Source organism: Lentzea sp. NPDC036949, assembly GCF_055608075.1.
Genome location: NZ_JBVJRA010000001.1, coordinates 70,626 through 88,016, shown reverse-complemented (window position 1 = coordinate 88,016; position 17,391 = coordinate 70,626). Strand labels below are relative to the sequence as shown.

Genomic DNA, 17,391 nt, shown 5'->3' with positions numbered 1-17,391 from the left:
GGCTTTACGCGCAGTTCAACGCGCCACTGCGAAGGGCGTGCCCACCCGTATTGTCGTCATCGGCCCACAGCACGACCTTCTTGCCGTTCACGCAGGCAGGAGCAATGGCGAACCCTTCGAGGTTCACGTTGGGCAGCTTGGCTGGCCGGTCGTAGGTCGCCGTGACCTTGAACCGCCCATCGCGGATCGCGAGCGTCGTGGACCGCCCGTTGCAATGGTCGTCACACGCCGCCCACAGCCGGTTGCCCTCGAACTCGAGGTCCATCACCTGCGCCAGCCCGCTCGCGAACCCGGCCACGAGCCGCGCCCCACCGTCCTGCAACGCGTACAGGAAGACGCCGCCGGTCGCCTCCAGCCCCACCGCGAACAACCCGCTGCCGTGCCCGGGGTAGTCGGCCGGGTCGTACCGCTTCCCGGTGTCGTCCTTGAAGCCCTGCCCGGTCAGGAACGAGTCCGGCACCCACGCGATGCCCTCGGGCCCGTCGTTGGGATCCACCTCCGGCATCCCCGGCAGCTCCCACGCCTTGACAGCACTGCTCCCACTGCCGACCTTCAACACCGCCGGCGCACTCACATCGCCGTCGTCGTTGTCCCGCTCGACAACGACGAACAACCCGTCCGGCGTGCTCACGACCCCTTCGGCATCCGGATCACCCTGCCCGTCGGGGAACCGGAGCGACACCTTCCGGTCCACCTGCCACTTCCCGCTCCCGCCCGGCACGAGCCGGTAGAGCGTCGAGGGCCCGTTCTTCACGGCCCACACGACCCCCGCACTCTCGAACGACACCCCGCTGAGGTTCGTGCCGAACACGTTCGAACCGTCCGCGGTCCTGGTGGCCGAGTCCCCCGGCCACGTGGACGCCGCCGACGCGGGTGTGATCGCCAAGCTGAGCGCGAGAACCGCGAACACGCCAATGGCCTTGATGCGCAACGCAACGCCCCTTCTCCCACGAGGCGCGAACGCACCCCGTTCGGGCTGGCGGCGTGCCCCCAGTGGACCAGACGACCGCCTCCGGCGCTACTTCGCTTTCGCCTTCTCCTTCGCCGCCTTCTTGAAGGCGCGCACCTCCAGCAGCGACTTCCGGTCCGTCACGTCCGCAACGCTGCGCCTGCTGCCCTCGTCGCCGTAGTGCCCGGCCGCCTTGCGCCACCCCTCCGGCGTCACCCCGGCCTGCTTGCCGAGCAACGCCAGGAAGATCTTCGCCTTCTGGTTCCCGAACCCCGGCAACGCCTTGAGCCGCTTGAACACCGCGCCCCCGTCCCCCTCAGCCCAGATCCGCGTCACGTCCCCGTCGTACTCCGCCACCACGAACCGCGCGAGCGCCTGCACCCGCGTGGCCATCGAGGCGGGGAAGCGGTGCACGGCCGGCGGCGTCGCCATGACGGCGGCGAACTCCTCGGGGTCGGCCTCGGCGATGCGGTGCACGTCGAGACTGCCCATTCGGTCAGCGATGACCTTGGGGCCGGAGAACGCCTTCTCCATCGGGATCTGCTGGTCGCAAGACAATTATGAATGATTGTTAACATTGTAACTCGAAGTCACGTTGAAGTGAGCGAAGGTTCACACCTTCGTGTGTATTGCTCCGGTCGAGCGACCTGAAGATGTCCACAGATGTCACCGTGTGTGCGCAACTGGGTGACCGCATGCGTGCGGCGGCGGATGAGGTGAGCATTCGTGACTGAGGTTAGTCAAAAGGGGCGACAGAACGGCGCCGTCGACAAGGAAGGCGACGAGACGCCCAAGAAGCGCACTCGAACGGCTCGTGCGTTCCCTGCTGCAACCTTTGAGGACTCGCTTGTGATCGGCCGAGCAATCCAGGAGCACGGCGCTGGAAGGCAGATCCGTCGCCTCACCTTGTTTGATGCAATGGGTAGGGTTCCTGACAGTAGTGCGAGCCGTCAATTCATCACGAACTCTGGTAAGTATGGAATAACTACCGGCAGTTATTCCGCTGAGCACCTTGACCTGACGGACATTGGTCGGATTGCCACCAGTCTAGATTCTTCGCCGGTGGATCGCGCCCAGGCTTGCTTCGAGCTTGCGATCAAGCGAATCCCAATTTTTGACAAGCTGTACGAACACTTCAAGGACAGTAAGCTTCCCGCGATTAACGTTCTTCGTGATGTCGCAGCCGAGAATGGAATCCCTGAGGACCTCACGCAGGAGTGTGTCGATACATTCGTGGTGAATTGCAAGTATGTAGGTGTTCTAAAGAGCCTAGCCGGGGCTGAGCGCTTCATTACCTTCGAGCATGCGCTCGAAGAGATAAAGAAGTCGGCGGGCGTCCAAAGTTCTCCTGTTGAGGCCGATGTGGTCCTTATGCAGCCTCCTGCGAGTTCGGCGGTCGCTATTGCGCAGGTGTCGACAGGCGTTTCTGTGGTGACGTCGCTAGAGGAGTTCGACTCGGCCTGCTTCTATATCTCGCCGATCGGCGACGAAGCAAGCGAATTCAGGAAGCATTCAGACCTCTTTATGGGCACCTTCATCGAGCCTGTGCTATCTCAGTTTGATCTGAGGCTGATTCGAGCTGATAAGATCAATGAGGCTGGCATGATTACGTCTCAGATGATTGAGTACATAGCTCGAAGCAAGCTGGTAATCGCTGATCTATCCTTCCATAACCCGAATGTGTTCTACGAGGTGGCCTTGCGGCATGCTACCCGCAAGCCGATCGTCCAGCTTATTCGTCGAGCTGATCGCGTGCCCTTTGACGTGCAGCCTTTCAGAACGATCATGATTGACACGACTGATATCTACAGTCTAGTTCCGCAGATTGACGTGTATCGTTCCGAGATTGCTACTCAAGTGCGCAAGAGTCTCGATTCAACGACGCTTCCAGACAATCCGCTGAGTATATTTTACCCAGGATTCTGGTCGCAGTTGAATATGCAGCAGTGACTAAAGTATGGTTCGGCTATTTGACTGCGGCCTTAGCGGCCTTTTTGAAGTTTCATACTTCTGGCAGGCTCGATGCATCCACGACGTCGGCGACACTGCGCCGCGAGTCGACGTCACCGTAAGAGCCAGCTGCTTCGCGCCAGCCGTCAGGTTGCACATTAAGTTGCTTGCCGAGTAGGGCGAGGAAAATGCGCGCCTTTTGATCACCGAACCCTGGGAGCGATTTTAGTCGCTTTAGTACCTCCTTTCCGCTAGGTGAGTCCTTCTTCCAGATTGAGTCAACGTCGCCATCGTAGTGTTCGACAAGGAACTGTGCGAGTGACTGCAAGCGCTTCGCCATGGCGCCTGGGAATCGATGAATTGCAGGCTTGTCGGCGATGATCGCGGCGAATCCATTGGGGTCTGCTTCGGCGACGCGTCGCACATCAAGCCCACCCATGCGGATGGCGATATCTCTCGGACCTTTGAAAGCCTTCTCCATGGGAATTTGTTGATCAAGCATCATGCCAAAAAGCAGCGCGAGAGTGCTGTTGGACAGCAACGCATCAGCTTCAGGATCTTGTGCAATGCACAGCTTGGGACTCATGGCGGGAAGCATGTCACGACGATCGGGGACATGCCTGATGCGTTGGCACGACGGCGCGAAGCGGTGGCGTGGCGTCGATCGCCGTGCCCAGCTCGATCAATCAGCCTCGATGGCGATCGTCACGGCCTGGTGCACATCGACGGTCCTCTTCTCGTCAATGCGCTGCCGCCAGTAGGCGCCCTCCCTGTCCGCGCCCCGTCCCGAGCACGGCCGGAGGCCGCGCGCAGCGGGCGGGGATGTGGACAGAAGAGGAGGGCGTCTGCGCTGGCGAAGCCAGCGCCTTGAACAGGGAGAAGAAACTTTGAACCACCGTCATGCAGCCGAGTCCGTGTTGGCCGGCCGCGCGACAGGCTTGTACCGATGCTGCTCACGGATCAGCTCGGCCCAGGACTCCTCACCCGAGTTGGTGTAGCCGACACCGGCAACAGCCCAGTCGCCGACACGAACGGTCTGCTGATCAGCCGGAAGCGGATCAAGCCCGTCAAGCTCGCGAGCGAGATCAGCACGGAATCTCGCCCGATCGCTGCGCATGGCCCCGAGCGTTGTGGAGTACCGACGACTCTTGGTGGAGAAGTGCCCGCCGTACCCGAGCATGTGCGCCCACTCCCGCAGCTTCAGGTACGCGTGGTCCTCGTGGCCACCCAACTCCCAACACGTCTCGGTCATCCGACGTGCATGGCCCGACAGACCGCGAACGCGGTGCAGGTGACCGACGCTCCTGATCTGCCGATCAACGGTCCCTGCGGCTTCGGCTCCTTTGGTGGCGTACTTCGCGATGTACCGCGCCACCTTGGCATCCGTCCAGCCGTCCCCGTCGTGCTCGATGGGCCTGATATCGAGCTGCTTGCCCCATCGGATCGTCTGGGAGAACCCCGGCACGCCAACGTGCGCCGCGCGGGCAGCACCGTTGATCGCATCGCACAGCATCCCCGCATCCACACCGAACGGCGGCGGTTCGCCCGGACCAGACGGCCCGTCGAGCCGAATCACAGCGTGGAAGTGGACGAGACCGCGCACCTGGTACTCAGCGACCTTTGCGTATTCGACCCGCAGGACCTTGGAGAGCTTTGAACGCGAGACTCCAAGCGCCTCGGCCAGGTGCCGGCGTAGGTACACGGCGAACGTGTGCCACAGCTCGCCAGCACGGTTGTTCCACAGCACCGCTCCCGCGTAGTCGTAGCTGGCTGGATCAATCGTCTGCCCGAGTGCTGAGTCGTCTTCCTCGTGCTTGGCGCGGCAAGAGGGTCCTTCACGGCGCGGATGACACGGACGAACGGCACCGGAGGCGTCGATGACCCGAGCATGCACCGGCCCGAACGACGGCGCGGTGAACGTGGCGAACACCCGAGGGTGCGACGCAACGGAGGCTGGAACGTCGCGACCTCCGGCAAGCCCTGGCCTGATCAGGTAGAACGTGTCATCGGCATAGACCTGCGAACACGCCTCACACCGGCTCGCGCGTCGGTTGCCGCAGGCAGTCAGCAGGTACTCGTTCGGCTCAGCCCGGGTCGAGTAGGTGCTGAGCACTTCGCCGGTAGCAGCGTCGACAGTGGCGGATGAGCCGACCAGACGGATCGGGGCGGAGCAGCCGCGCGTACTGGTGACCATCTCTTTCCAGCGGTGGAAGTCCTGCTTGTTTGCGGCTCCCTTCGCCAAAGACACGAACTCGGGTGGCAGTTCGATCTCGTGGCCACTCATCACGCGGCCTCCCGCTGGTGCTGGGCGGCTCGTTCGTCGGCGAGTCGAACGCCGAAGATGGCGTTGACGCGCTGCCAGCGTTCTTCGCTCCAGGCGGGCACAGCTGCGGCTTGCTGCTCTGCCCACTCCCACATCTCGTCGGGCGATGGCCCCACAAGAAACACTCCCCTTCACGGTCGTGGAGCCACGACGCGTCAACACAGGCAGCGCGGGGATCTACCCCTACTTGTGTTTGTGAAAGGGAGTGTTTGTGTGGTGGTTGCGGTCTTCTGTGGCACCCCAGAGGGCTCGGCCCTCGTGCTGCTCTCGTCAGGGGATGATGTGCCACTCCGCAGGCCGTAGCCTCAAGTTTTGTTTGTGTGTATAGGTTTCTGGCGCTTGTGTTGAGTTGTCGCACGTGCTCGCGAACTGCATCGCGGCTCCGCTGCGGTTGATCAGACGGCCGTCAGGTGGCGGCCGGTGTTCGGTCAGTCGTCGTGCTCGTCGGCGAGGCGGCGTTGGATCGCTGCGACCGAATTGGCAAGCTCGGCCGCGACTCGACGGGCTTGTTGGCGGGCTCCTCGGCGCCGCCATGCCGCTGCGAGACCGCAGGCAATCGCGTACAGAACGACGCAAGCCCACACGACGCACACGACGACGACTTGGATTGCTTCAGCGAGGGGGCTTGGCGCTGCGCTGACCTGTTCGCTCGCGAACACGCCACCCGAACCAGCAGCAAGACCACCAAGCAGCAGCAGAGCGCCACCAGCTCCAGCGTCCACCGGTTCACTCGGTGCGCCCGACGAGTTCGCTCCAGCGGGCCATCTCGTCCTCGTTCACGGGCGCGAAAGTATCGGGCTCCGCGTTGGTGGCCGCCTGGTGCAGCTCCTCGCACCTGGCCGCGAACTCGGTAGCCGACTTCGCAAGACCCCACGCGAACTGAGCAGCGAGCTTCAGCCCGTCCGGGCCATCCGGCGTCTGCACTGCAATCTGCGAGTCGCCGATTGCCGCCATGAGGGACGGCGCACCCGGCATGTGCTCGACCAGCGCTGAAAACGCTCCCTCCTCCGGTCGAGCGAGTACGTAGAACCCCATCTCGTGCCTCCTGTCGAGTCGTCCTGACACGACGATCGGCGCGCTGCGGCAATGAACCCACCACGCAGGTGACTGAGATATCCAATCCGCTCATATCCGCACGTCAGCGGGTGCTCGTGTGATTACACTCGGGCTTGGTCGCAGGTCAGGGATGGTGATGAGCGGACGGGACACGCCTCGGCAATGCCGGGGATGCGGGACGCGGTTGGCGAGTGACAACCGCGCGCATTTCTGTGCGCCCTGCGTCCGCCGCGATGTTCAGGCTTCTCGGGCGCCTGTGAAGCCCGCCGAGTTCTGGGACCGTCCACGTCTCAGCGCTGCCCTACGGTCGAGGCACTTCGGTCACGTGATCGAGGCTTACCGGAAAGAGCACGACCCGGCTCTTACTCAGGCCAAGATCGGCCGCTGGTTCGGGCTGACGCAGGGGCAGATCAGTCGCTTGGAACGCACTGCCGAGCCGCTCCAGAACCTGGGCAAGCTTGAGCAGTGGGCGTGGGCTCTCCGGATTCCAGAGGAGCTGTTGTGGTTTCGGTTCGCTGAGGACGACGTGCCGCCTGCTTTGGTGATGCCCTACGAGTCCGGCTTCGGTTGGTTCAGTGCGCCGTCATCGGAGATCGTTGAGCGGATCGTCGGCACGGCTGATGTCGAGACACTGCGGGCGATGACCCGAACGTTCAGGCAGCTCGACAACCGCTTCGGTGGTGGGCATGCCCGCGCGACGGTCAGCCACTACCTCGTGGGCGAAGCCGTGCCGCTGCTGCGTGCTGGTCGGTTCAAGGACGGCGTGCGGCGGGAGCTGTTCGGAGCGGTCGCGGAACTCAACCAGCTCGCTGGATGGATGGCTTACGACGTCGGTGACGCCAGCGCTGGGCGCAAGCACCTGCGGCAGGCTCTCCAGCTTTGCCAGGACGTCGGTGACGATGCGCTTGCCGCCGAGATGCTGGCTGGCATGAGCCATCATGCGGCCTTCGTGCGGTCGCCTCTCGTGGCTGTCGACCTGGCGCGCGCCGCACGTGACAATGCCGGCCGGACCGGCATCTCCGCGCTCATGGCGGAGTCCGCAGTGATGGAAGCTCACGGGCTCGCGCTGCGTCGTGATACCAAGGGATGCCTTGCGGCACTTGGGGATGCGGAGACTTCGTTCTCGTCGGCGGGGTCCGATGTGCCTGAGTGGCTGCGGTACTTCGATGCCGCGTACATGGCGGCGAAGTTCGCTCACTGCTTCCGGGATCTTGGGCGGCCTGATGAAGCGGAGCGGTTCGCTCGGCGGTCGTTGGAGATGACCGAGGGATACGACCGAGGGCGGCTGTTCAACACGGCCTTGCTCGCGTCGATCCTGGCCGATCAGCGGCGCGTTGAGGAGGCCTGCGCGGCGGGCACCAGTGCTCTGCGCATGGCGGGCAACATGCATTCGATCCGGACTGTGGCGTACCTGGAAGATGTGGCTCGGCGTCTCCAGCCGTTCCGCTCGGAGCCTGCGGTCCAGATGCTCTACGCGGAGATGGCGGCTGTGGGGATCGGGCTATCCGAACGCTAGGACGTGCAGTAGACCGACCTGCGCGGCTGCCCCGATGATCTCGCCCTTGGCGATCATGTCCTTGATCGAGGACAGCGGGATCCAGGCCACTCGCTCGGCCTCGTTGATGTCGGCCTGCTGGCCGGTGTCCTCCGCGCCTTCGGCGACGTAGATCAGGTTCTCGAAGTCGGCCGTGCCGGTGAGGGGCTGGAACGTCGTCAGCAGGCGGACACTGCGGGGCTTCCAGCCGGTTTCCTCGATCGCCTCTCGCTCCGCGCAAGCGGCGGGGTCCTCGTTCGGGTCGAGGTAGCCGCCGGGAAGTTCCCAGGTCCAGCGGTCCATGATCCAGCGGTGCCGGTAGATCATCAGCACGTTCTCGCGGGCGTCGTCCAGAACCAGGGTCATGACGGCCTTCGGCATCCGAAGGACCCATTGCTCGAAGTGGACTCCATCTGGAAGCTCCACGTGCGCGATGCTGACGTTGAGCTTGCGCGTGTCGTCAACAAGACGTTCATCGTGGATGGTCCAGCGCGTCGTCTCGGCGGGAGTCTCCTCGGCGGTCACACGACGGACGGTACCGGAGCAGTGTTCGCTCCAATGGAGAGCGGTCTCTTAGAACCGCCAGATCAACCAGTCGGACAGCAGGTTGACCAAATCGGCGATTCCTGGCCAGGTCGCCCCCTGGTTGACCGCTAATGCGATCACCAGCACAGCGCAGAGTCTGCGGAACGCGTAGAACGCAGCGCCCTGTAGCCGGTATTCGGTCTTGATGAAGACGACTACGAAGACGATCGAACTGACCACGAGCTTGACCCAGTCCCAGAAGCCCAGTTCGACGGCGGCAATGGTGTGCGTGACCGCGCTGGCCACGACAAATAGCAATACGTAGACCGCTGCTGTGAAGCCGAAGTGCATCGCTGGCCACGTCTCGGTTCTGTCCCCGACGTGGAAGTTGATGTCTCCTTGAACATCGCGCGCCTGAACCGAGTTGTGTGATGAGCCTGAGAAATCGTTGCGCGTCCGCCCGGAGTTGTGGCCCGACGAGTGAAAGGTCTCCTCGTCATCGTCGTCGTGGTCCCGATAGCCCATGATCGCTACGCCCCCCATCAGCCGCTGGCGACAACGGACCACGGTAACGGAGCTTCCGCCTGACTTAGTCAGTCAAGGCGAAAACCTCTGGTGTTCACCAATTTGGACTAGCGTCAGATCAGCGCCACAAGAGTTCGATCCGCTCGGGGTGGAATCCTCGGCGTCCCCGTGAGGGAAACACCAGTACGGCTGTCAGGGCCTCTTCGATGTAAGCGCGCTTCTGGGCGAGCGGGTAGCCGTCCCAGTCGGCTCGGATCGTCGCCAGGTTGGCACCTGCTGTAGCCGACTTCGCTAGCCAGCGTTCACGGTCGGCGAGTAGCTCACGCTCCTGCTGTTCCAGTTCGGGCAGCATGGCGAAGTAGCGGTTGGCTGAGATCCGCCGCTCCTTGCGGGCTGCGCTCAGCTCTCGCAGGTCCTCGCGAACCTCGGCAAGCTCTGCTTCCTGCGCCCATGGTTCCGGCGTGCTCTGAGCTTCGCGTCGCTCAGCCTCCAACTCGTACTTGCGGATCACGGCGGCCGTCACCCAAGCGTCGGTCTCTTGGCCAGGGATGCTGACGCCTCCACCGCAACCGCCCTTGTTCCTGGCCTCGCAGGTGTAATAGAAGCGGTTGGGGTCCTTCACTCGCGAAGCGTGAGCCTTCAGCGCTCGGAGCTTGCCGCCGCAGTCGTCTTTGCCGCACCGAAGCGTGCTGGTGAGCAGGTAGGTGCGAGTGTTCTTGCCGCGTCCAGCGATCGCGTGGTTACCGATCACAGCTGTAACCGCGTCCCACTCATCGACGGTCAGGATCGGCTCGAACTGGCCGATGACAGGTTCTCCGGCGTCATCGCGAACGATCTCGACGCGGAACGACTCCTTGCCGGTCTGCTGGTTGATCTCACGCACGTTCCGCGACCGGAATCCGCACACCCGAGGGTTCCGGAAGACCGTCTTGACCGTCTGGTTCGTCCACTTGTTGCCCAGCGGTGTGGAGACGCCTCGGTCGTTCCAGTCGTTGACGATCGCGCCAAGGGGAGCCCCGCGGAGGATCCGTTGTGCGGACTCGCGGATCAACTCGGCTTCGGCCAGGTTCAGCGTCCGCTTGTCCTCGTTCCACCCGAACGGGCGTCGGCCTCCGGTCGGAATGCCGGCCAGCTCCAACGCCCGGTGCTTACGACGCGCGCGGCGAGCAGTGTCGGCGGACTGTTTGTTGTTGGTGGCGACGACGATCCGGGCCACGGTGCGACCGTTGTCGGTCAGCAGGTCGAGGGTGCCCGTGATGTCCATGATCGGACGCCTGAAGTGCTCCACGACCTCGATGGCGTCTTCGAGGTGCCGGTTGTCGCGGGTGAGACGGTCGATGTCGTAGACGACCAAGCCGTCCAGTCGCTCACCGTCTGGCGTGGTGCCGCGCTTCAGGTCGTTCAACGCGCCCTCGAAAATCGGACGCACAACGCGATAGGTGTACGAGCCGTCCGGGAGTAGCACGCGCTTGCGCTTCCATGCGGAGGTGTCCGGCTCGATGTACGTGTGGACGTACTGGCCCTTGCGAGACTCGACGTACGTCCGGCAGTCCTTCTCCTGCTCCTCGCGGCCCTTGATGTCCTTGCCGGACAACGGGAAGCTGCGCACGTTCGCCTGCGGGTCGTCGTGGTTCAGCTCGAACGACAGGCGGACGAGACCGGCCAGGTTCAGGCCCTCGAAGTCGCCCCAGTGAGCGCGTCGGACGCGGTCGGATGGATCCATACGCTAGTCATACATCAAGCAGTGTGCTGGTCAAGCGTCATGCCAAGGAGGAGGGCGAACATGTCCGACGCGAGGAGTGCGTCCGCGTCGGGGTTCTGCGCGAGGCACAGCGTGCGGGTCATGGCGGGATGGTGTCACGGACCAGGCGACTGTCGCCCGGCGAACTCACGGGTTCGGGCTCCACCGCAGTTCGGCGGCAATCCACCGACCAGGATCCTCTGCCGACAGAATCGGGTTGAGGAACCTCCTCATGAGTTCGGTTGCCTGCGTGAGCGTCCGATGCGCCGCCAAGGCATCGAGGGTGCTGGCTTCGCGTTCGTACCCGGTGCCCCAAGAGGCAGGTTCCGGCACGGTGAACACCTCGGGGAGCTCAAGATCGATGCCTGCACCACGGCGCCGCTGACATTCGTGCCTGATGGCAATTTGCAGTTCTCGGCCCACAACGGACTCGCGCAGAGCGATGAGCACCAGGTCCACGAGATCGCGGTACCTCGTGGAAACCCTTCCGTTGTGCTTTTCGTACAGGGCGCACACCTTGTCCGCTACGTGAGCGATCAGCGGGTACAGCCTGACCACTGGCCAGTCGTCAGGCCAGTCAACAGGGACGGACGGCTGCAACCTTCGCAGCTCGGGTGTTCCGTGCGGCGGTGAGTGCACAACCAGGTCGACGCTGACGGTGCCCTCCGTCCGCGGGCCCACCAGGATGGTGAACGAAACGCGCGTGGTCGGGCGGTTTTCCGTCATCTCGGCACGTCCGCGATACACGTATCGAACGAAGTCGCCCAGGTCGAAGTCCGCGGCAGCGCGGATCGCAGCCACCGCCTCGTTCAGATCGGTGGCGTGCGGGCGGCACAGGGCGATGTCCCGGCTGTGGCGGACATCGCGGTAGCGCACCAGCATCGCTTGGCCGCCCTTGAGGAGCCAACCATCGGGGTCGTGGCGGAAAACTCTGGCGAGGAGCCGCTCGAAGAAGAACCTGTTGAGCAGATCGCCAGGACGTGTGCCGGCGTTCGCGGCCTCGCGTTTGGCGCGATCTCGAAGCGCGCGGCTCAGTGCCAGGGGCGAGGCGTAGCTCACTGCTTGCTCTCCAGCTCGGGGTTGTTGCTGGTTGATTCGTCGATCGCTGCGTTCACGGCCGCCTGCAACTTCTTCAGTTGCGCCACGTCCAACCCGGCGAGCTGGGTGGCGATCGAGTGAACCGTCGCTGTTGCCGCAAGGCTGGAGTCGGCGGCCATCGTCACCGCCGATCGGCCCTCGAACGCGGCATCTGCCCCTGCCTGCTGCAGCAGGTGCTGCAGCAGACGGGACCCATCGTCTTCGCTGATGCCATATGCGGCTGCGTGGTCGGCCAGCACCATCAGAAGGCTTTGCACGTCCACCAGCCGGCGGCGAAGTGCGTCGTGCAGGACTCCGCCCAGATGGCCTCCGTCGACCTGCGCGACGAGGAGGTCCCTGATGGTTCGTTCGACCGTGGTCACCGGTAGACCGTCATCGGTCGTGGTGATCTCGTCGCGGGTCAGTTTGCCTCGATGCAGTCGAACGCCGGAGATCCGGGTGGTTCGTCGTCGTGGCACCGTGATCTCGACCTGTGGCGCAGGTATGTCACCGAGGCCGTGCAGGACGCAAGCGGTGCGATGCGAGAAAGCGCCGTTGTCGCAGTCGGCGACGTCTCGCTCCCAAGCGCGGCGAGACGGATCCAGGCGAAGCCATGCCGACTTCTCTTCGAGGTGGTTCGGAGTTCCCGCTGCGACGACGAGGTGGACGCCGCGCGTCACGTGGTCGACAAGCCCCGCCGAGACCAGCCGGGTCAAAGTCGTGCGGTTCACCCCTGCTGCGTCCGCCTGCTGGGTCGTGAACAGGCCCCACTGGTCAGCAGCGATCTCGCCGATGACTTGAAGGGCCATGACACGTTCCATGCACCAACGCTACACCGTGTGCAGCGTTTGCTACAGCTTAGGTGTAGCAAACGCTGCACCAAGGGGTGAACTGCCTCGTTCAGGCGATGTGCTGGTCCGGCAGCACTTCCTAGAGCAACGCGAACCGATTCGGTCTTTCGTATAGGTCCGAACGAAGCGGTCTGACCGCTCGTCGCTGAAATGAGCACGCACGCCGCTGTGGCAATCCGTGTTCGAACAGTCACGCCACTCTAAGGGCAGGGGCGGAAAACGCCGTTCCATTCCCCGTGACCGGGGAATGAGCACTAGGGGGCGCTGGTGGGCGGGGGATTGTTCCTCGTGGTTTCGTGACGGTGGAGAACGGGGTCGGCGGAGGTGTGCAGGGTCAGGTCGTGCAGGCCGGGTCCATCCAGGGCGGGGTGCACCTGCACGGGTTTGCGCAGGTCCTGCCCGTTCCGCGGCAGTTGCCGGCGGCGCCGTTCGTGTGCGTGGGGAGGGAACGCGAGTTGGCGTTGCTGGCGGCCGCGATGGACGAGGCCGCGGGAAAGGGTGGGGCGGTGGTGGTTTCCGCATTGGCCGGGACGGGCGGGATCGGGAAGACCTGGCTTGCTTTGTGGTGGGCGCACCGAAATGTGGACAGGTTTCCGGACGGGCAGTTGTTCGTGGATCTGCGCGGGCGGGATGCGAGTGGCGATCCGATGTCGTTGGACACGGCGGTGCGCGGGTTCATCGACGCGTTCGGGATCGCCGCGGACCGGATTCCGGTCGACGTCGGTGCGCGGCTGGGGTTGTACCGGAGTCTGGTGGCGGGGCGACGGATGTTGATCCTGCTCGACAACGCACGGGATGCGGCGCACGCTGCGCAGTTGTTGCCGGGCAGCCCGTCCTGCGTGGTGATCGTGACCAGCAGGGACCGGCTGGCGGGGCTGGTGCGCAGTCACGGGGCGCGGTCGGTGACGTTGGACGTGTTGTCCGACGGTGCGGCGCACGAGCTGCTCCGCACGCTCATCGGGAAGCAGCGGGTGGACGCGGAACCGCAGGCGGCGGGGGAGCTGGTCGCGTGTTGCGCGGGATTGCCGCTGGCGTTGAGCATCGTGGCGAGCCGGGCGACGGCGCACCCGTCGTTCCCGCTCGCGGCGTTCGTGCGGGAGCTTGAGCTGACCCGGCTGGGGGCGTTGGACGAGGGTGACGGTGCGCTGAGCCTGACCGCGGTGTTGTCGTGGTCGTACGCGGCGTTGTCGGTGCGGGAGGCCGAGGTGTTCCGGATGCTCGGGGTCACGCGGACGGCGGACGTGAGCCTCGGTGCGGTGGCGGCGATGGCGCGGGTGCCGGTGGTGGAGGCGGCGCGGGTGCTCCGTGCGCTGGAACGGGTTTCGCTGGTGCACGAGCACATGCCGGGGCGGTACCGCATGCACGACCTGGTGCAGCTCTACGCGGAGGACTTGGCGGCGCAGGACGCGGCACGGCACGAGGTCCGGCGCCGGCTCGTCGACTTCTACCTGCACACCGCGCACAACGGGGACCGGCTGCTCGACCCCGACGGACAGGACGTCGCGCCGGCGCCGCCGCGGTGTGTGCCGCTCGGGTTCGCCTCGCAGGCGGAGGCGTTGGAGTGGTTCGACATCGAGCACCAGAACGTCCTTGCGGCGCAACAGCTCGCGGAGGGCGACGCGGTGTGGCAGCTCGCCTGGGTGCTGTACGGCTACCACTGGTGGCGTGGGCACCTGCACGACGACCTCAGGGCGTGGCGGGCGGCGGCGCCGGCGGCGAGCGACCTGTCGTCGCGGGTGCTCGTGCACCAGATGCTGGGGTTCTCGTACTCGCGGTTGCGGCAGTACGACGAGGCGTCCGAGCAGCTGGACCAGGCGCTGGCGCTGGTGGACGGGCTGGGGGACCCGCACCGGCGGGGTTCGGTGCACCACGCCGCGGCGCGGGCGGCCGGGGAGCGGGGCGACTTCGGTCGCGCGCTGCACCACGCGGTCGAGGCGCTGCACCACTACCGGCAGGCCGGTCTGCCGATGCGGGAGGCGTGGGCGCTGATCATGATCGGCACGTACGCGGGGCGGCTGGGCGATCACGACCTCGCGCACTCGTCGGCGGACAAGGCGCTGGAGTTGTTCCAGGAGCACGAGTACGCGCCGGGCAAGGCGGCCGCGTTCGCCGCGCTCGGCACGTTGCTCGGCGCCATCGGCGACCACGCGTGTGCCATGGCCTACCACGAGAGCGCGCTCACGATCAGGCGCGAGCTCGGCAACAGCTACGGCGAGGCGGACACGCTGGCGCAGCTCGGCGGCACCTATGCGGCGCTGAACCGGCTGGCGTGGGCGCGGTCGTGCTGGAGCGCGGCTCTGGCGCTCTACCGGTCGCAGAACCGCGTCGCCGACGTGGAGAAGGCGTTGCGGGAGCTGGATGTACTGATTCGTGACGTTGTTGATGTCTAGGCGGTCAGTCGGGTGATGGGTGGCTGGCCGCCGAGGGCGGTGTGGGCGCGTCGTGTGTTGTAGTCGTGGACCCAGTTGGGCAGGGCGGCCAGGCGGTGGTCGTTGCCGGTCCAGGCTCGGGCGTAGGCGAACTCGGTTTGCAGGGTGCGGTTGAAGCGTTCGGCTTTGCCGTTGGTCCAGGGGCAGCGGGGTTTGGTGAATCGGCGGCGGATGCCCAGCGCGACGCAGACCGCTGCCCAGGTGCTGCCGACGCGGTAGACCTTGGCGTTGTCGGTGAGCACCCGCAGCACCACGACGCCCTGGTCGCGGAACCAGGCCACCGCCCGGTGCAGGAAGCCCGCGCAGGTGCGGTCTTTCTCATCGGGCAATGCTTCGACGTAGGCGATGCGGGTGCGGTCGTCGACCGCGACGTGCAGATAGTCGTAGCCGATACCGCGGCCTCGCACCGCTTCGCTGCGGCCGTGGACCCGCCAGCCGCCGCCGTCGGGCACGCGCCCGAGTTTCTTGACGTCGACGTGCAGCAGGTCGCCGGGCCGGGGTCGTTCGTAGCGGATGCCGCTGTGGCGGCGCCGCACCGGCAGACCGGTGATCGGGTCGGCCGCGGCCAGCGCGGGCTCGCCGCGGCGGCGCAGGACCCGGCCGATCGTGGAGGCCGGCAGCCCGAGCAGGCCGGACAGGTGCACCGGGCCCCGCCGCGTCTCCCGCCGCACGGCCAGGATGCGGTCCTCGACCTCGGCCGGCGTGCGGGCCGGGCTGCGGTGCGGACGCGAGCTGCGATCGGCCAGGCCCGCGTCGCCTTTACGCTGGTAGCGGGCCAGCCACTTGTGCACGGTGGCGCGGGAGATGCCGAGCTGCTCGGCGATGCACGCCGGTGACCACCCGGCCGCGCGGCGGGTCACGATCAGCCTGCGGGCATGGATCGTGGTGCGGGCGTTACTGTGCACGCGAGGACCTCCGTGTGCCGATGGGATGCGTCAGACACATCCACTCGCCCGGAGGTCCTCCCATGTTCAACCCGACACGCCGTCAACAACCTGATTAGTCACTACAGCTAGACCTGCTCGCCGACCGGTAGGCCGTCAGGCGCCGGCGACCCGGACCTCGGACACCACCTGGCGCACCAGCACGCGCAGCGCCTCGCGGTCGACCGTGGCCGGGTCGTCGGCCAGCCACTCGCCGATCTCGCGCACGAACTGCTCCGGCGTCATCGGCGGCACCTCGAAGTCGAGGTCGTCGTCGCAGGTGACCTCGCCCGCGCGGCTCGGGTAGATGATCAGCGCGCCGCGGACCTCCAGCGACGGCAACAGTTCCTGGAACCGCTCGACGCCTTCGAGCAGCTGCGTGCCACCGCCGCGGAACGGGTGGCCGTTGCGCCACAGCTCGCCGTCCTCGTCGCAGTAGTAGTGGCCGGGCAGCCACGACTTCGACTCGATCAGCACGAGCCGGCGCCCGCACAGCAGCGCGTGGTCGACGTCGGCGAACACCGAGCCGGGCCACGCGAGGCCGTGGAAGACGCGCACCCCCGGCAGCTGGGTGAGGTACTCGGTCAGCAGTCCGGCCGTCAGCCGTTCGCGTCTGTTTTCACCCGGACGGCCGAAGATGGTGTTCCCGTCGTACTCCCCGGCGAACGCCCGTTCGGCCCGCGCGACCGCGACGTACCGGCGGACCAGCCGGAACGCCCCGTAACCGGCGGCGGCCACGAGGGGCAGCCAGACGGCCAGCAGCAGTGGCGACAACGGCAGCGCCAACGGGATGAGCAGGACGAACCACCCGCCGATCGCGGCCGCCGCGGGGGCGTGGCCGAGGCCGGTGGCGGGGACGTAGCGGACCCGTTGACCGAGGTCGATCCGGTTCCACCAGCCCATCGAACCGAGGTCGACGCGCGGCTTGGGCGCCAGGTAGCTCGGGTCGTCGCCGAAGTCGCGCAACCGCCCGGTCCGGCCCGTTCGCCGAGGTCGCGGGCGTGCGGGCGGGCGCACCACGGACGGTGTGGGCGCTGCGGGACGGTCGTAGTCCGCTCGGCGGACCGGGTCCTTCAGCGTCTCGTAGGCCTCCTGGAGCAGCCGGAAGCCGCCCGAGGTACCACCCGCGTCGGGGTGCATGACCTTGGCGAGTGACCGGTAGGCCGACTTGATCTCCGAGGCGCTGGCGCCCCGGCTGACACCGAGCAACTCGTAGTAGTCGATCCCTGGCACGACACCGTCCAGTCCGAGGTTGTTGCACGAACCTTATGGGTCCAACACTTTCGCAGGGCATACGGCCCGCTGTTCACGGACTAGTGTTGTCGTACGCGGTGCGAAGGGGCCTGTAGCGCAGTGGTCGACGCGCCCTCCCACAGGGGAGGGAGAACGCCGGTTCGAATCCGGCCGGTCCCGCTCAGCCGAGGCGTCGTGTCCTCTGTGGACCTCTCATCGACCGTGTGCGACCTGACGTTTCGAGTTGCCGACCCGGCCGACCTGTCGCAGTCTTC

At 65.7% G+C, this 17,391-nt stretch carries 16 protein-coding genes and 1 tRNA gene; 4 read left to right on the top strand and 13 right to left on the bottom strand.

Annotation, left to right across the window (positions count from 1 at the left end; genetic code table 11):
• Window positions 1-4 precede the first annotated feature (4 nt).
• Together ACZ7CD_RS00500 and ACZ7CD_RS00495 are read right to left on the bottom strand one after the other, a co-directional pair.
• A complete protein-coding gene (locus ACZ7CD_RS00500; RefSeq protein WP_470370070.1) occupies window positions 5-910 on the bottom strand; it encodes a hypothetical protein in 906 nt (301 codons plus the stop codon).
• 108 nt (window positions 911-1,018) lie between these two features.
• On the bottom strand, window positions 1,019-1,507 hold the full coding sequence (locus tag ACZ7CD_RS00495; RefSeq protein ID WP_470378101.1) for an HhH-GPD-type base excision DNA repair protein: 489 nt from the start codon (window positions 1,505-1,507) through the stop codon (window positions 1,019-1,021).
• A gap of 168 nt (window positions 1,508-1,675) precedes the next feature.
• Between ACZ7CD_RS00495 and ACZ7CD_RS00490 the strand changes: the two genes are divergently transcribed.
• The gene (locus ACZ7CD_RS00490) at window positions 1,676-2,899 is read left to right on the top strand and encodes a hypothetical protein (RefSeq protein ID WP_470378100.1); all 1,224 of its coding nucleotides are present in this window, start codon (window positions 1,676-1,678) and stop codon (window positions 2,897-2,899) included.
• Between the two features lie 52 nt (window positions 2,900-2,951).
• On the opposite strand, the gene ACZ7CD_RS00485 is transcribed toward ACZ7CD_RS00490, so the two are convergent.
• The 4 genes from ACZ7CD_RS00485 to ACZ7CD_RS00470 all read right to left on the bottom strand — a co-directional run bounded on the left by ACZ7CD_RS00485 (window position 2,952) and on the right by ACZ7CD_RS00470 (window position 6,257).
• Window positions 2,952-3,485 (bottom strand): HhH-GPD-type base excision DNA repair protein, encoded by a 534-nt coding sequence (locus ACZ7CD_RS00485; protein ID WP_470378099.1) that lies wholly within the window; start codon window positions 3,483-3,485, stop codon window positions 2,952-2,954.
• A 312-nt stretch (window positions 3,486-3,797) separates the two neighbouring features.
• Window positions 3,798-5,183: a replication initiator gene (locus tag ACZ7CD_RS00480; protein ID WP_470378098.1), complete on the bottom strand. Its 1,386-nt coding sequence runs from the start codon at window positions 5,181-5,183 to the stop codon at window positions 3,798-3,800.
• A complete protein-coding gene (locus tag ACZ7CD_RS00475) occupies window positions 5,183-5,317 on the bottom strand; it encodes a hypothetical protein (protein ID WP_470378097.1) in 135 nt (44 codons plus the stop codon). Before ACZ7CD_RS00475 ends, ACZ7CD_RS00480 begins: the two co-directional genes overlap by 1 nt.
• 631 nt (window positions 5,318-5,948) lie before the next feature.
• Entirely contained in the window at window positions 5,949-6,257 is a 309-nt protein-coding gene (locus ACZ7CD_RS00470; RefSeq protein WP_470378096.1) for a hypothetical protein, read from the bottom strand.
• 346 nt (window positions 6,258-6,603) lie between these two features.
• On the opposite strand from ACZ7CD_RS00470, the gene ACZ7CD_RS00465 reads away from it, so the two are divergent.
• Complete coding sequence (locus tag ACZ7CD_RS00465; RefSeq protein WP_470378095.1) at window positions 6,604-7,794, top strand: XRE family transcriptional regulator; 1,191 nt, start codon at window positions 6,604-6,606, stop codon at window positions 7,792-7,794.
• Here ACZ7CD_RS00465 and ACZ7CD_RS00460 read toward each other — a convergent pair.
• The 5 genes from ACZ7CD_RS00460 to ACZ7CD_RS00440 form a co-directional block, all read right to left on the bottom strand.
• Window positions 7,780-8,337 (bottom strand): NUDIX hydrolase, encoded by a 558-nt coding sequence (locus ACZ7CD_RS00460; protein WP_470378094.1) that lies wholly within the window; start codon window positions 8,335-8,337, stop codon window positions 7,780-7,782. The two genes, ACZ7CD_RS00465 and ACZ7CD_RS00460, sit on opposite strands and share 15 nt — an antisense overlap.
• A 48-nt stretch (window positions 8,338-8,385) precedes the next feature.
• On the bottom strand, window positions 8,386-8,862 hold the full coding sequence (locus ACZ7CD_RS00455; protein WP_470378093.1) for a hypothetical protein: 477 nt from the start codon (window positions 8,860-8,862) through the stop codon (window positions 8,386-8,388).
• Between the two features lie 118 nt (window positions 8,863-8,980).
• The gene (locus tag ACZ7CD_RS00450) at window positions 8,981-10,585 is read right to left on the bottom strand and encodes a recombinase family protein (RefSeq protein WP_470378092.1); all 1,605 of its coding nucleotides are present in this window, start codon (window positions 10,583-10,585) and stop codon (window positions 8,981-8,983) included.
• 165 nt (window positions 10,586-10,750) lie between these two features.
• Entirely contained in the window at window positions 10,751-11,662 is a 912-nt protein-coding gene (locus tag ACZ7CD_RS00445) for a nucleotidyl transferase AbiEii/AbiGii toxin family protein (RefSeq protein ID WP_470378091.1), read from the bottom strand.
• Window positions 11,659-12,501 (bottom strand): type IV toxin-antitoxin system AbiEi family antitoxin domain-containing protein, encoded by an 843-nt coding sequence (locus ACZ7CD_RS00440; protein ID WP_470378090.1) that lies wholly within the window; start codon window positions 12,499-12,501, stop codon window positions 11,659-11,661. Before ACZ7CD_RS00440 ends, ACZ7CD_RS00445 begins: the two co-directional genes overlap by 4 nt.
• A 326-nt stretch (window positions 12,502-12,827) precedes the next feature.
• Here ACZ7CD_RS00440 and ACZ7CD_RS00435 point away from each other — a divergent pair, with 326 nt between their 5' ends.
• Window positions 12,828-14,921 carry an ATP-binding protein gene (locus ACZ7CD_RS00435; protein ID WP_470378089.1) on the top strand — a complete coding sequence of 698 codons (2,094 nt, stop codon included), beginning with the start codon at window positions 12,828-12,830 and terminating at the stop codon, window positions 14,919-14,921.
• Here ACZ7CD_RS00435 and ACZ7CD_RS00430 read toward each other — a convergent pair.
• Both ACZ7CD_RS00430 and ACZ7CD_RS00425 read right to left on the bottom strand, forming a co-directional pair.
• Window positions 14,918-15,865, bottom strand: a complete 948-nt coding sequence (locus tag ACZ7CD_RS00430) for an IS481 family transposase (protein WP_470378088.1) — start codon at window positions 15,863-15,865, stop codon at window positions 14,918-14,920. The two genes, ACZ7CD_RS00435 and ACZ7CD_RS00430, sit on opposite strands and share 4 nt — an antisense overlap.
• A gap of 135 nt (window positions 15,866-16,000) precedes the next feature.
• A complete protein-coding gene (locus tag ACZ7CD_RS00425; protein ID WP_360395931.1) occupies window positions 16,001-17,116 on the bottom strand; it encodes a J domain-containing protein in 1,116 nt (371 codons plus the stop codon).
• Window positions 17,117-17,221: 105 nt separating this feature from the next.
• Here ACZ7CD_RS00425 and ACZ7CD_RS00420 point away from each other — a divergent pair.
• A tRNA-OTHER gene (locus tag ACZ7CD_RS00420) sits at window positions 17,222-17,296 on the top strand.
• Window positions 17,297-17,391: the final 95 nt, after the last annotated feature.

Coding starts and splice junctions, on each gene's coding strand:
- ACZ7CD_RS00485 (WP_470378099.1), bottom strand. CDS start 3,485: ATGAGTCCCAAGCTGTGCATTGCACAAGATCCTGAAGCTGATGCGTTG.
- ACZ7CD_RS00480 (WP_470378098.1), bottom strand. CDS start 5,183: ATGAGTGGCCACGAGATCGAACTGCCACCCGAGTTCGTGTCTTTGGCG.
- ACZ7CD_RS00475 (WP_470378097.1), bottom strand. CDS start 5,317: ATGTGGGAGTGGGCAGAGCAGCAAGCCGCAGCTGTGCCCGCCTGGAGC.
- ACZ7CD_RS00470 (WP_470378096.1), bottom strand. CDS start 6,257: ATGGGGTTCTACGTACTCGCTCGACCGGAGGAGGGAGCGTTTTCAGCG.
- ACZ7CD_RS00455 (WP_470378093.1), bottom strand. CDS start 8,862: ATGGGCTATCGGGACCACGACGACGATGACGAGGAGACCTTTCACTCG.
- ACZ7CD_RS00450 (WP_470378092.1), bottom strand. CDS start 10,585: ATGGATCCATCCGACCGCGTCCGACGCGCTCACTGGGGCGACTTCGAG.
- ACZ7CD_RS00440 (WP_470378090.1), bottom strand. CDS start 12,501: ATGGAACGTGTCATGGCCCTTCAAGTCATCGGCGAGATCGCTGCTGAC.